We start from the raw sequence: 12,522 nt of genomic DNA, 5'->3' as shown, positions 1-12,522 counted from the left end.
CGCGGGTGTGTCTCTGAAAAACGGTGCGCGAAGGGCCGGGAATGCCGAGCGGGCGGCCCGCGTTACCTCACCAGAACGAAAACGAATCCCATTCCCGATAGGGGGGTGGGGTCGGCAGAAGCGTCGGGAGGCGTTATGGCACGCAGCGAGACCAGGCCGGTCGTCACCCTCCGGTCCACCGTGGGAACGGGCCGGAGTTATGTGACGCGCAAGAACCGCCGTAACAACCCCGACCGGCTGGAGCTGCGCAAGTTCGACTCCGCCGCCGGTCGGCACGTTCTGTTCCGCGAGGTCCGCTGACCGTCCGGAAGAAGTCCGTCCCCCTGTACGTCACCGCAATCCGCGGTGAGGAAGGAACGCATCCATGAAGTCCCGTATCCACCCCGTGTCCCGCCCGGTGGTCTTCCGCGACCGCGCGGCCGACGTCGCCTTCCTGACCCGCTCCACCGCCGACTCCGGCGAGCGCGTGGCATGGGAGGACGGCAACACCTACCCCGTCATCGACGTGGAGACCTCGTCGGCGAGCCATCCGTTCTACACCGGCGGCCGCCAGGTGCTCGACACGGCGGGCCGCGTCGAACAGTTCCGGCGCCGCTACGGCACCGGCGAGACGTCCGCGAGTTGACCGAGTCCGCGCTGACCATCCGCGCTGACCAGGGGAGAGGCCCGGACAACCGTGCCGTGGATCACATCCGCGAGGGCGGATTCCCGGGAACGGCCCAGGATGGTTTATCGTTCATCTATACGTGGAAGTGAGGGGGACCGTGTCCCCGGGCCTCACCTGTAGCCCATGGGGAACATCGCACCGCCGAAGCCCCATGGAGCGCTCCGCCGAGAGGCGACGCCCTTCACACCCGCACTCAAGCCGCCCCGGCTGGATTCCCCCGATCCGGCCGGGGCTTCCCCTTGCCCGGCCGCGGCCGGCCGCCCCGGCACGGGACCGTCTCCAGCACCAGAGCACCCGAGGCCACCACCGCCCGGGGCACACCGGAGGAGGGGGCGGATGGCGGGGACGGCGGAGGAGCCGGGGGAGCGGTGGGCACCCGAGCATTCTCGGCACCCGCCGCTCCCGGACCGGGGCGTCCCCCGCGTAGCGGCGCGCCGCGGACGACCGCCATGACCCCGTACGGGTCACACGGTCTCGTCGAGGTCCTTCGCATAGTGCTCGATCGCCCGCCGGTACCGCTGGACGTACGGGTCGTTACTCGTCGTGGCCGTCAGCTCCAGCAACAGCCGCATCGCCTCGTGATGCTCGTCGGTGTTGTACAGGGCCATCGCCAGGAACGCCCGGAACGAGCCGTCGTCCGGAAACTCCTCGACGCCCCGGCGCAGCGTCTCCACCGCCTGCCCGTACCGCCCGAGGACCCGGTACGTACTGCCCAGCCCCAGGAGCGCCCCGCTCCGATCCTCCGCGGCCAGCTCCGGATTGGCCAGGGCGCGCTCGTAATAGGGCACCGCCTCCGACTCCAGCCCCAGTACGTCATGGATCCACGCCGTCCGGTAGGCCACTTCCGCGTCGTCGGGGTACTCGGTGGTCAGGGCGAGGAGCCGTTCGCGCGCCTCCTCGGGCCGGCCCTCCGTACGCAACCGGTCGGCCTCTTCCAGCAGGTCCCTCTTCTTACGTGCGCTCATGCGCACATCGTCGCAGGCGGGCGTGGACGGCCGCGTGAGATTTCCGCTCCATGGGGCCGTCCGGCGTGTGTTCCGGCCGGTCGGGGGCATCCGTCGGCCATGACAGCAGAGGCGAATCCCCGTACACGCCAGGGGACATGGGCACGTGTGCTGGTGCGCGGGGCGGTCCTGACGGTGGTGCTGCTGGGACTGGTGGCGTTCTCCGTCCTCCTGGCCAAGGTGACGCTCACGCCCTCACCTGCCTCCGAGGACCTCGTCACCTCGAATCTCCGCCCCGGGCGCTCCCTGCGCCAGTACGCCGAGGACTACACCTTCCTCGGCGCGGTCAAGCAGGCGGGCGGAAACCTGCTGCTCGGCGTGCCGTTCGGCCTCCTGTTGCCGTTCTTCGTGCCACGCCGCCTGCGCATGATCCGGACGACGCTGCTGACCGCCGTCGCCATGGCCGTCGTCGAACTGATCCAGGGGGCCCTGGTCGCGGGGCGAGCCTTCGACATCGACGACGTCATCCTCAACACGGCGGGCGCGCTGCTGGGCTACTTCGTGCTGGGCCGCCGGATCAGCCACCGCTACTACGTCTACACCGACGACTCGGGCTCTCCCGGCCCGTCGGCGGAGAAGCCCGAGGCCGAGCCGGTGCGCGCGCCGAGCCCCGCCGCGCGCACCAAGGCGAGCCGTACGAAGACCGCTGCCAGGAATTCCGACCGTACGGGGACCGCTGCTACCAAGGCGAGCCGTACGAAGACCGCTGCCACGAAGGCCGCACGCAGCAAGGCCGGACAACGGGCTCGACCGAAGCCGGCGGCCGCGACTCCGGCGAAGAAGCGCGGCTCCCGCACCGGGAGGACCGACGGCCCGGCGGGCGCCGGTCGCAGCGCCACCGGGTCCGGCTCCGTCCGCTCCCTGCTCGACCGCCTCCGCGGCCGCTGAGCCCGGGCACCCGTTCGGGCCGGGCCGTTTGCGGGCGGCCCGGAGCGGACGCACGGTGGGGACACGTCCTGCGCGCGGATGCCGTACGGATTCCCTGCCGAGGAGAAGCGACATGGCCGAAGGCCAGTGGAGCCCGGGCCGCAAGGAGACGGACGCGGACGAGTTCCGGCCCGTCCTGGACATCGTCGAACCGGCCCGCCAGCGGCGGCTGACCGTCTTCCTGCGACTGCTGCTGCTCGTCCCGCACTTCATCGTGCTGTTCGTCCTGCACATCGCGGCGTTCTTCACCGTCATTGTGGGCTGGTTCGCGGCACTGCTGCTGGGACGGCTGCCCGCCCCTGTCTTCCGCTTCCTGACCGGCGTCCTCGGCTACGACATGCGCGTCTCGGCCAGCGACATGCTGCTCATCGACCGCTACCCGCCCTTCGCCCTGACCCCGCCGGCCGACTATCCGGTGCAGATCGAGGTGCGGCCCACCCCGCTCAACCGCCTCGCGGTGCTGTTCCGTGTCTTCCTGATGATCCCGGCGGCGATCGTGCAGAGCCTCGCCGTCTACGGGTGGTGGGCGCTGGCCTTCGTCTGGTGGCTGATCACGCTGTGTCTCGGCCGGATGCCCCGGCCGCTGTTCGAGGCGACGGCGGCCACCCTGCGCTACCGGATGCGGTTCTCCGCGTACGTCATGATGCTCACCCCCGCCTACCCCAAGGGGCTGTTCGGCGACGACGACCTCGCCGTGGCCCCGGAGCGGTCGCGCTCCGCCACCCGCCCGCTGGTCCTGAGCAGCGCCGCGAAATGGCTCGTGGTGCTGTTCCTGGTGCTGGGCCTGGCGGGTCACATCGCCTCGTCCGTGACCGCCTCGACGACCGACGACACCTACGACACGCGTCTCGTCGGTTCCTGAGGGCCGGCGGGCCCCGGCCCGGCCCCCGCCGCGTCGGCACAGCGGCGGGCCAATTGAGCGAAGGCGTCCCTGAGTGCGTCGGGCCCGACGACCTCGATGTCCACGTCGAACCTGCCCAGTTCGGCGGCGAGCCCCGGCCACGACCAGGCGCCCAGGACCACGCGGCAGCGGTCCGGGCCGTGCTCCTCGACGATCCCGTCGCGGACGTGGCCGGCCACCGCGGAGGCCGGCGCGTCGAGGATCACCTCGCCGCGGCAGGGCCACGCGCCGGGGGCGTCGGAGCCCTGGAACCGGGCGGCGACGAAGGCGGCCACATCACCTCCGGGCACCTCGCGCGACGTGAACCGGGGACCCGTGGGAGTGCGTGGGGTGATCCGGTCCGCGCGGAAGGTCCGCCAGTCCTCGCGGTCCAGGTCCCAGGCGACGAGATACCAGCGCCCGCCCCAGGTGACCAGGCGGTGCGGCTCCACCCGCCGCACCGCGGGCGGGGCATCGGCGGTGGCTGGCGCGTACGCGGGGGAGTGGTCGAAGCGCAGCACCTCGCGGGCGTGCACGGCAGTGCTCAACGCCACGAGCACCCGCGGATCGGCCTGCGGCCGCGGCGGGCCTCCCGTGCGTTCGACAGCGGTGATCCGCAGGGCGTCGACGCGGTGGCGCAGCCGGGCGGGCATGACCTGCCGGACGGTGGTGAGCGCGCGGGCCGCGGCCTCCCCGATCCCGGCGCCGGTCGCGGCGGCCGTCCGCAGCGCTACGGCGAGCGCGACGGCCTGGTCGTCGTCGAACAGCAACGGCGGCAACCGCGCGCCCGCGTCCAGCCGGTATCCGCCCTCGGGTCCCTTGAACGCCGCGATGGGATACCCCAGCTCCCGCAGCCGGTCGACGTCACGCCGCACCGTGCGCGGGCTGACCTCCAGCCGCTCGGCCAGCAACGGGCCCGGCCAGTCCCGGCGCGCCTGGAGCAGGGAGAGCAGCGCCAGCAGTCGCGCTGAAGTCTTCGGCATGACGCCAGTATGACCCGAGAAGAGGCCACACCCTGGCCTCTTCCCTTGCGAGGGTTGACCCGTACCGCACGACAGGAACACCGGAAGGAACCCGATCACCATGACCACGGCCTCCACCTCTCCCGACGCCGAGCGCACCGACCTGATCGCCGCCCTCGCCACCGCGCGGGCCGCCCTGATCCGCACGGTCGAGGACCTCGGCGACGAACAGGCCGGTGCGCGCCCGACCGTCAGCGCGCTGTGCCTGGGCGGCCTCGTCAAGCACGTCACGGCCATGGAGGAGAGCTGGCTGAACTTCGTGACCGAGGGCCCGTCGGCGATGTCCTTCGCGCTGCCCGAAGGAGTCACCTGGGACGACCTGGCGGTCGGCACCGCCGTTGAGTTCCCGAAGTGGGCGATCGAGCGGGAGAAGGAGTTCCGGATGCTGCCCGGCGAGACGACGGCGGGGGTTCTTGGCGCCTACGAGCAGGTCGCCGCCCGCAGCGAGAAGATCATCCTCGCGGTCCCCGACCTCTCGGCGACGCACCCGCTCCCCGAGGCACCCTGGAACGAACCCGGCGGCCAGTGGAGCGTACGGCGGGTGCTGACCCATGTCCTCACCGAGACCGCCCAGCACGCCGGGCACGCGGATATCCTGCGCGAGACGCTCGACGGGCGGCAGGCGACCTGACCACCGGCGCACCGCGCGGGGGCGCGGAAACCGACGGCAGGCGACCGAGAAGGAGAGACCACACGGTGACCGTCCTCGACAACCGGGCGCTCAACCGCGCCATGCTGGCCCGCCAGTTGCTGCTCGACCGGGCCGATCTGCCGGTCGTGGACGCCGTGGCCCACCTCTGCGGCCTCCAGGCGCAGGAACCGCAGGAGCCCTTCGTCGGGCTCTGGTCCCGGCTGACCGCCTTCGATCCGGCGGTCCTCTCGGACCTGCTGACCCGGCGGAGCGTGGTGCGTACCCATCTGATGCGACGCACGGTCCACCTCGTCACCGCCGACGACGTCCTCGCCTGGCGGGCCCGTCACGACGCGATGCTGCGCCAACGCGTGCTCGGGGTCTACCGTGACGAGCTGAAAGGGGTCGACCTCGACGCACTCGCCGCTGACGCCCGGGAGCTGATGGCCGACGGGGAACCCCGTACAGCGGCCGAGATCGTGGCCGCGCTCGCCGGGCGCTGGCCCGGTCCGGGGCCCCGCCCCCTGGGCGAGATGGTGGTCGCCGCTCTCGTCCCGATGGCGCAGGCGCCGCCCCGGGGGCTGTGGCGGGCGAAGGGCGGGGTGCGCAACGTCGCCCTCTCCTCCTGGCTGTGCCGTCCGGTCGATCCGCCCGCCCCCGACGGCGCCGACCCGGTCGGCCGGGTACTGGTCCGGCGTTATCTGGCCGCCCACGGACCCGCCGCGACGGCCGACCTGCGCGCCTGGTCCGGCCTGGCCGGACTGCCCGGTGCGGTGGCCGCCGTACGCGACGAGCTGGTCCGCTTCCGCGACGAGCGGGGACGGGAGCTGCTCGACCTGCCCGAAGGGCCGCGCCCGGACCCGGACACTCCCGCCCCGGTGCGGTTCCTGCCGGCCTTCGACAACGCGATCCTCGGCTATCAGGACCGCGGCCGGATCATCGACGACGCCCACCGCGGCCTCTCGGTCGCCGGCGAGCGTGTCGTGCTGGTCGACGGCCGCGTGGCGGCCACCTGGCGCGCCACCGACGGGGTGGTCGCGGTGGAACCCCTGCGGTCCTTCTCCCGGGCCGACCGCGATGCCGTGGCCGACCGGGGGAGGGAGCTGGCGTCGTTCCTGACCGAGGGCGAGAGCGATCGCGTACGGGTGGCCGCCGCGCCGCGCTGAACGGACCCGACCGCCGGGCGGACCCCCTCGTGTCTGCCCGGCCGTACCGGAACAGGCCCATTTTGTAAGGTAGTTCCGTCGGGATTCGGGAGCAGCCGGACTGAAAGCAGCGGTCGCGGGTCACACGCTGAACATGACGTCCAGCGACGTAACCACAGAGCCCGCGCCGCACGGCGACGAAAAGCGCGACGCCCGCCCTTCCCGGGCATGGCCGAAGGTCCTCGGCATCGCGGCGGCCGTGCTGGTCCTGCTGTTCGCGGGCAGCCGGCTCAGCCTGCTGCCGGGTCTCGACGACCTCTTCGGCGAGGAGACCCACGACCGGTCGGGCCCCGCCGTGCTCAAGTCGATCCAGGACATGAGCGCGTACGAGGCCGCCTCGGGCAACTTCCAGGTCGTCGTCGATCTGGAGAAGGACGCGAAGTTCGTCCCCGACGCCCTGCGCGGTACCCGCACCCTGTTCGTCGGCGCGGGTACGGTCGGCGCCTCCGTCGACCTGGGCAAGGTCACCGGGAGCGGAGTCGTGGTGAACGAGGACCGCACCACCGCCGAACTCCGGCTGCCGCACGCGGTGCTGGGCAAACCGGCCCTCGATCCCGACCGTTCCTACGCGGTGTCCAAACAGCGCGGTCTCCTCGACCGGCTGGGCGACCTCTTCTCCGACAATCCCGGCAGTGAGCAGGCGGTCAACAAGCTCGCCGTCCACCACATCTCGGAAGCGGCGAAAGAGAGCGAACTGACCGCCCGCGCGGAGAAGAACACCGCCGACATGCTGAAGGGGCTGCTCGGCTCCCTCGGCTTCGAGCGCGTCACGGTCCGGTACGGCGACGACCAGGGGTGATCGCGTCACACGGGTGGCCGCGCGGGATGCGCGCGGCCACCCGCGCGGCTCGGAGGGGCGAGCCGCCCACCGCGCACCGCCCTTGACGTGAACGCGTCGATGGGTATGGTCTAGTCCAAGTGCAAGGCCTTTCCGGACACCTGTCATCAGGCTTGTCCGGCAAGGGACTTGCAGCCCTTCGCGCCTCTTGGCCCCACACTCGCGAGGCCTCGCCGCCGAAGCCGGGCCCCCCACGGCCCGCCACCGCGCGGTGCGGTCTCCTGTGAAGGAGAAACATGCACGCGAAAAGGAAGACCGCGCTCGCCGTCGGCGCCATGCTCGCCCCGGTCCTCGCCCTGAGCCTTCCGGCGAGCTCCGCCAGTGCCCATGGCTACATCTCCAACCCGCCGAGCAGGCAGGCGCAGTGTGCCGCCGGCACGGTCAGCTGCGGTGCGATCAAGTACGAACCGCAGAGCGTCGAGGGCCCCAAGGGGCTCACCAGCTGCAGCGGCGGAAACAGCGGCTTCGCCGAGCTGGACGACGACTCCAAGGGCTGGTCGGTCACTCCGGTGAACCGTTCCCAGCAGTTCGAGTGGAAGCTCACCGCACGCCACTCGACCAGCACCTGGCAGTACTTCGTGGGCGGCGAGAAGATCGCCGAATTCGACGACGGCGGCGCGCAGCCCGGCGCGACCGTGACCCACCAGGTCGACTTCGGCAACAAGACCGGCCAGCAGAAGGTGCTCGCCGTCTGGAACATCGCGGACACCTCGAACGCCTTCTACGCCTGCATCGACGTCAACGTCGGCTAGGAGGCGCCGCTTCGGGCGGTGCACACGCCCTGTCTCCACCATGCCCCGGTCGCGCATCGTCGCGGCCGGGGCGCGGTGCTGTTCGCGGTGGCCGGAAAACGGCATGGCGCGACAGCCTCGGGTAGTCGAGCGGTTACCCTACGTCAGCTGTCCTGATTGATCATCAGTGCTCGAGGGGACTCCTGAATGAACCGCATGCGTACCGTACTCGCCGCGCTCGGCATCACCGCCGGACTGATCTCCGCCCCGGCGGCGAGCGCCGCACCGGGGCCCGCCCGGCCCGCGCCCGCCGCCGAACGTCACGAACCCTGCACCGGAGAGTTCCGCGGCGACGCCCGCCTCGGTCCCAAGTGGCTGCCGAACAAGCGGCTCGCCCCGGTCGGCCCGCTCCTGAAGGGCTGGCAGCGCACCGGCGACCTCACGCCCAACGACTTCCTCAAGAAGTACTGGGAAGGGCCCGCGGACACCGGCAGCTGGAAGTACCCGCCCAACGACGGCTTCGCCGAGGTGAACGGCGAGATCGACAAGGAGCCCGTGAAGCTCCGCGCCGGCCAGCGCCTGGACCGCTTCGGCTCGGAGTACGGCGGCTACCTCGCCCCGGCGGGTGACGCCTACGCCGAGCGTGCCCTGCCCCCGCAGAACCTGAACACCCGTGACGCGGCCAGCCCTTGCGACTACCGGGTCTACAAGGTCACCAAGCCCTTCTGGGTCTGGCAGGGCGGCATCGCCCCGTGGTTCGAGCAGCCCGGCGGCGGCCAGCAGATCAAGCTCGACGCCGTGTTCCTCGACCCGGGCGAGGGACAGCGGCTCAATGTGAAGTGGCTGCTGGACAACGCCTACCTGACGCCTGCGGGCGCGTAACCCGCCATGGACCGCCGGGCCTTGCAGGCCGCACTCGTCGAGGCACGGATCCCCGGCGGCTACTACCGGATCGAGGGCGTCCACGAGCCCGTTCCCACCCCGCCGGACTTCCTCTTCGTCCGGCGCGGCCGGGACGGAGACTGGGAGACCGGGGCCTTCGAGCGCGGAACATACGAAGTCGTCGCCCGCCACCCGGACGAGGCCACCGCCTGCGCGCACCTGCTGAGCCTGCTCGTCTGAAGCCGATCCGCGCACCCGTTGTTTTGCCGGAACGGCAAATAGCCTTGTCCGGGCGGTCGCACCGGCCGAATGATCGTGAGCGGGCGGCCGGGCCCCGGCCCGGCCGCCCGCCGAAGCGACACGACCGCCCCGCCCGCACCGGGCGCCCGAGGAGGAGCCATGCCGGAGCCCACCCCCGTACCCACGCCGTCCGCAGACGGTGCCGCCCGCCCCTCCGCCCTCCTGCCGGGCGCGACGCACCGGACGGTCGACGTCCCCGGCGGCCGGATCCACTGCGTCGAACAGGGCACGGGCCCCCTCGTGCTCCTCGTCCACGGCTTCCCCGAGTCCTGGTACTCCTGGCGCCACCAGCTCCCCGCCCTGGCCGCCGCCGGACACCGGGCCGTCGCCATCGACGTACGCGGCTACGGGCGTTCCTCCGCACCCGCCGCCACCGACGCCTACCGCATGCTCGCCCACGTCGCCGACAACACCGCCGTCGTCCACGCCCTCGGCGAGGAGACCGCCACGGTCGTCGGACACGACTGGGGCTCGCCCATCGCCGCGAACAGCGCCCTGCTCCGGCCGGACGTCTTCACGGCGGTCGCACTGCTGAGCGTCCCGTACACGCCCCGGGGAGGCCCCCGCCCCACCGACGGCTTCGCGGGCATCGGAGGCGAGGAGGAGTTCTACGTCAGCTACTTCCAGACCCCCGGCCGCGCCGAGGCGGAGATCGAACCGGACGTACGCGGCTGGCTCGCCGGCTTCTACGCGGGACTCTCCGGAGACACCCCCGCCCCCGCGGGCCACCCCGGCCTCTTCTTCGTACCTCCGGGCGCGCGCATGGCCGACCGCTTCCCCGCCGGCCCGCTCCCAGGCTGGCTCGACGAACGGGACCTCGACGTCTACGCCGAGGAGTTCGAACGCACCGGTCTGACCGGCGCCCTCAACCGCTACCGCAACGTCGACCGGGACTGGGAGGACCTCGCCGCCTGGGACGGAACACCCGTCACCCAGCCCTCGATCTTCATCGGCGGCGCCCTGGACGCCTCCACCACCTGGATGTCCGACGCCATCGACGCCTACCCGCGGACCCTCCCCGGCCTGTCCGCCGCCCACATCCTCGAAGGCTGCGGCCACTGGATCCAGCAGGAACGCCCCGACGAGGTCAACCGCCTGCTGACCGACTGGCTGCACGGCCTGCGCTGAGCGACGCTCGGCCGGCGGTGCCCCCGGGTCAGCAGGCCGTGCCGTGGGTCGCCGCCGTCGCCCGCAGCAGGTCGCGGACGAGCGTGAAGTCGATCTTCCGCGGATCGCGGAAGCGCAGGCAGCCCTTGCCCATGTCGTGGAGGGCCAGCCGGCCCGTGAACGCGTCGCGGACGTCCGTGCGCATCAGGTAGAACGAGATGTACTGCTTCTGGTCGGCGAAGGCGATCTCGCCCGTCCCGTCCCGCTCGTAGGCGGGCATCCCGTACGCCATCACCTCGCGGAATCCCGTCAGCTCCTCCCTGCACAGCGCGCGCAGCGCCGTGAGCGCCGCCCGGCGGGCCTCCGGGGCCTCGGCGAGGTACTGATCGACGTTCTGCGCGCTGCTTCGGACCATGAGCGGATCGTACGGCGGCACACCGTCGGCCCGGCGGTGTGTCGCACCCGGGAGCAACGGGCTTCTCCGGCGAAGGTGGACGGATGAACACCGCAGGCATGCTGGCCGAAGCGTTCGACCGGGTCGGGGAAGCGGTCCACGCGGCGGTCGAAGGACTCACGCCCGACGACCTCAACGCCCGCGTCGACGCGGGGGCTAACTCCATCTCCTGGCTGGTCTGGCATCTCACCCGCGTCCAGGACGACCACATCGCCGACGCCGCCGGAACCGGACAGATCTGGCTCACCGAAGGCTGGGCGGACACCTTCGGACTGCCGTTCGACGAGACGGCGACCGGCTACGGGCACAGCGCCGACGAGGTCGCCGCCGTCCGCGTGGACTCCGCCGAACCCCTCCTCGGCTACTTCGACGCCGTGCACGAGCGGACCCTGGAATTCGTCGCGGGGCTGGAGGGCCACGCCCTCGACCGGATCGTCGACGAGGGCTGGTCACCCCCGGTGACGCTCGGGGTCCGGCTGATCAGCGTCATCGCCGAGGATCTCCAGCACGCGGGCCAGGCCGCCTTCGTCCGAGGGATGCTGGAACGCGCCTGAGGACCGGTGGCAGGACACGTGGCGGGACGGGGCCCGCGCACACCCGTGCGCAGTCCCACCGGCGGTGCCATACTCGGAAGAAGTCGGCTGGACAGGCTTGCCATCGTCCGAAAGGTGACCGTCATGAGCTGGGCATCTTGGACGACCAGCGGTGTCTTCGCGGGAACCGGCGGGGTGCGCACCGAAGAAGCGGGCATCCTGAGCGGCGACCTCACGGTGCATACGACCTGGTCCGACGGACAGGCGTCGGTGGCTGTGCAGTACAGCGGGTCGTCGGACTGGTTCACCCTCACCGGCAGCCCCGTGCCGTGCCCCTCCGAGGAGGAGAGCCGCACCTTTCACCAGAGCGTGGTCGAAGCCGTCCGCGCCGGCGAGGGCGCGACGGTCCCTCCGGTCGGCGCGGGACCTGTCTGACGTCGCTCACCGCTCACCGCGCCCCATAGAGTGGATCACCGGATCCGTTCCCCCAGGGACGGGCGCGCGGTACACGGGCGAGGAGCGGTGCACATGGGGCGGGCGGGCACACGGCGGCCGAGGACACGGAAGAACCGGCCGTTCTGGGTGGAGCTGCCGCTCCTCATCGGCGTCGCCCTGGTGCTGGCGCTGCTCATCAAGACGTTCCTGGTGCAGGCCTTCTCCATTCCCTCGGACTCCATGCAGAACACCCTTCAGCAGGGCGACCGGGTCCTCGTGGACAAGCTGACACCCTGGTTCGGATCGGAGCCGGAGCGCGGTGAGGTGATCGTCTTCCACGACCCCTCGGACTGGCTCGCCAACGTGCCCGTGGACCCGCCCAACACCGTGCAGAAGGTCCTGAGCTTCGTCGGCGTGATGCCCTCCGCCGAGGAGAAGGACCTCATCAAGCGGGTCATCGGCGTCGGAGGCGACACCGTGGAGTGCGAGGGCGACGGGCCGGTGAAGGTCAACGGCACCGCCCTGGACGAACCGTACGTCCTCCCCGGCAACACCCCCTGCAGCGACGACGAGGACGGCGGCCGGTTCAAGGTCACCGTGCCCGAAGGCAAGATCTGGGTGATGGGGGACCACCGCCAGGCCTCCGCGGACTCCCGCTACCACCAGGACGACCCGAACCGGGGGATGGTCCCGGTCGACGAGGTCGTCGGCAGGGCTGTCGTCATCGCCTGGCCGGCCGGCCGCTGGAGCACCCTGCCGGTGCCGGGAACCTTCGACAACGTGCCCGACAAGCCCCGGGGCCCCGCCCCTCGCTAGGGAGTGTCCGCAAAGTATCGTCGTCCGCCCTCTGGGCGGGGCCCGCGGCGTCTGGTGCGTGCTCTCGCAAGGCGCCGGAGTGTCCTAGTA

The 12,522-nt window shown here is 71.8% G+C and carries 17 protein-coding genes; 14 read left to right on the top strand and 3 right to left on the bottom strand.

Annotated elements, in window-relative coordinates; all coding sequences use genetic code 11:
• The first annotated feature begins 135 nt into the window (after nucleotides 1–135).
• Nucleotides 136–300 (top strand): 50S ribosomal protein L33, encoded by a 165-nt coding sequence (gene rpmG, locus ACIQRW_RS13240; RefSeq protein ID WP_032794160.1) that lies wholly within the window; start codon nucleotides 136–138, stop codon nucleotides 298–300.
• A 64-nt stretch (nucleotides 301–364) separates the two neighbouring features.
• On the top strand, nucleotides 365–625 hold the full coding sequence (locus tag ACIQRW_RS13235; protein ID WP_398067659.1) for a type B 50S ribosomal protein L31: 261 nt from the start codon (nucleotides 365–367) through the stop codon (nucleotides 623–625).
• 506 nt (nucleotides 626–1,131) lie between these two features.
• On the opposite strand, the gene ACIQRW_RS13230 is transcribed toward ACIQRW_RS13235, so the two are convergent.
• A complete protein-coding gene (locus ACIQRW_RS13230) occupies nucleotides 1,132–1,632 on the bottom strand; it encodes a tetratricopeptide repeat protein (protein WP_403758497.1) in 501 nt (166 codons plus the stop codon).
• A 147-nt stretch (nucleotides 1,633–1,779) separates the two neighbouring features.
• On the opposite strand from ACIQRW_RS13230, the gene ACIQRW_RS13225 reads away from it, so the two are divergent.
• Both ACIQRW_RS13225 and ACIQRW_RS13220 read left to right on the top strand, forming a co-directional pair.
• Entirely contained in the window at nucleotides 1,780–2,559 is a 780-nt protein-coding gene (locus ACIQRW_RS13225; RefSeq protein WP_403759421.1) for a VanZ family protein, read from the top strand.
• Nucleotides 2,560–2,671: 112 nt separating this feature from the next.
• Entirely contained in the window at nucleotides 2,672–3,460 is a 789-nt protein-coding gene (locus ACIQRW_RS13220) for a DUF4389 domain-containing protein (RefSeq protein ID WP_403758494.1), read from the top strand.
• Here the strand turns inward: ACIQRW_RS13220 and ACIQRW_RS13215 are convergent.
• A complete protein-coding gene (locus ACIQRW_RS13215; protein ID WP_403758491.1) occupies nucleotides 3,433–4,461 on the bottom strand; it encodes a helix-turn-helix transcriptional regulator in 1,029 nt (342 codons plus the stop codon). The genes ACIQRW_RS13220 and ACIQRW_RS13215 overlap by 28 nt on opposite strands.
• 100 nt (nucleotides 4,462–4,561) lie before the next feature.
• Between ACIQRW_RS13215 and ACIQRW_RS13210 the strand changes: the two genes are divergently transcribed.
• The 7 genes from ACIQRW_RS13210 to ACIQRW_RS13180 all read left to right on the top strand — a co-directional run bounded on the left by ACIQRW_RS13210 (nucleotide 4,562) and on the right by ACIQRW_RS13180 (nucleotide 10,215).
• Complete coding sequence (locus tag ACIQRW_RS13210) at nucleotides 4,562–5,131, top strand: DinB family protein (protein ID WP_403758488.1); 570 nt, start codon at nucleotides 4,562–4,564, stop codon at nucleotides 5,129–5,131.
• 65 nt (nucleotides 5,132–5,196) lie between these two features.
• Nucleotides 5,197–6,297, top strand: coding sequence for a winged helix DNA-binding domain-containing protein (locus ACIQRW_RS13205; protein WP_403758485.1), 1,101 nt, complete (start codon nucleotides 5,197–5,199; stop codon nucleotides 6,295–6,297).
• A gap of 133 nt (nucleotides 6,298–6,430) precedes the next feature.
• Complete coding sequence (locus tag ACIQRW_RS13200; protein WP_403758482.1) at nucleotides 6,431–7,135, top strand: DUF4230 domain-containing protein; 705 nt, start codon at nucleotides 6,431–6,433, stop codon at nucleotides 7,133–7,135.
• Between the two features lie 275 nt (nucleotides 7,136–7,410).
• On the top strand, nucleotides 7,411–7,926 hold the full coding sequence (locus ACIQRW_RS13195; RefSeq protein ID WP_073743736.1) for a lytic polysaccharide monooxygenase auxiliary activity family 9 protein: 516 nt from the start codon (nucleotides 7,411–7,413) through the stop codon (nucleotides 7,924–7,926).
• A 186-nt stretch (nucleotides 7,927–8,112) separates the two neighbouring features.
• Nucleotides 8,113–8,787, top strand: a complete 675-nt coding sequence (locus ACIQRW_RS13190; protein ID WP_403758479.1) for a TNT domain-containing protein — start codon at nucleotides 8,113–8,115, stop codon at nucleotides 8,785–8,787.
• 6 nt (nucleotides 8,788–8,793) lie between these two features.
• Complete coding sequence (locus tag ACIQRW_RS13185) at nucleotides 8,794–9,027, top strand: hypothetical protein (protein WP_403758476.1); 234 nt, start codon at nucleotides 8,794–8,796, stop codon at nucleotides 9,025–9,027.
• Between the two features lie 159 nt (nucleotides 9,028–9,186).
• Nucleotides 9,187–10,215, top strand: coding sequence for an alpha/beta fold hydrolase (locus tag ACIQRW_RS13180; RefSeq protein ID WP_403758473.1), 1,029 nt, complete (start codon nucleotides 9,187–9,189; stop codon nucleotides 10,213–10,215).
• A gap of 28 nt (nucleotides 10,216–10,243) precedes the next feature.
• On the opposite strand, the gene ACIQRW_RS13175 is transcribed toward ACIQRW_RS13180, so the two are convergent.
• On the bottom strand, nucleotides 10,244–10,609 hold the full coding sequence (locus tag ACIQRW_RS13175; RefSeq protein ID WP_403758470.1) for a DUF1801 domain-containing protein: 366 nt from the start codon (nucleotides 10,607–10,609) through the stop codon (nucleotides 10,244–10,246).
• Nucleotides 10,610–10,692: 83 nt separating this feature from the next.
• Between ACIQRW_RS13175 and ACIQRW_RS13170 the strand changes: the two genes are divergently transcribed.
• From ACIQRW_RS13170 to lepB, 3 genes are all read left to right on the top strand, one after another.
• A complete protein-coding gene (locus ACIQRW_RS13170; RefSeq protein WP_403758468.1) occupies nucleotides 10,693–11,202 on the top strand; it encodes a DUF664 domain-containing protein in 510 nt (169 codons plus the stop codon).
• A 123-nt stretch (nucleotides 11,203–11,325) separates the two neighbouring features.
• Nucleotides 11,326–11,616 carry a hypothetical protein gene (locus ACIQRW_RS13165; RefSeq protein WP_026290270.1) on the top strand — a complete coding sequence of 97 codons (291 nt, stop codon included), beginning with the start codon at nucleotides 11,326–11,328 and terminating at the stop codon, nucleotides 11,614–11,616.
• Between the two features lie 93 nt (nucleotides 11,617–11,709).
• Nucleotides 11,710–12,432 carry a signal peptidase I gene (lepB, locus tag ACIQRW_RS13160; RefSeq protein ID WP_403758465.1) on the top strand — a complete coding sequence of 241 codons (723 nt, stop codon included), beginning with the start codon at nucleotides 11,710–11,712 and terminating at the stop codon, nucleotides 12,430–12,432.
• Nucleotides 12,433–12,522 lie beyond the last annotated feature (90 nt).

Source organism: Streptomyces sp. NPDC091287, from assembly GCF_044768525.1.
Taxonomy (GTDB): Bacteria; Actinomycetota; Actinomycetes; order Streptomycetales; family Streptomycetaceae; genus Streptomyces.
Note: the sequence above shows the minus strand (reverse complement) of the source record. Positions and strands in the feature narration are given on the sequence as shown.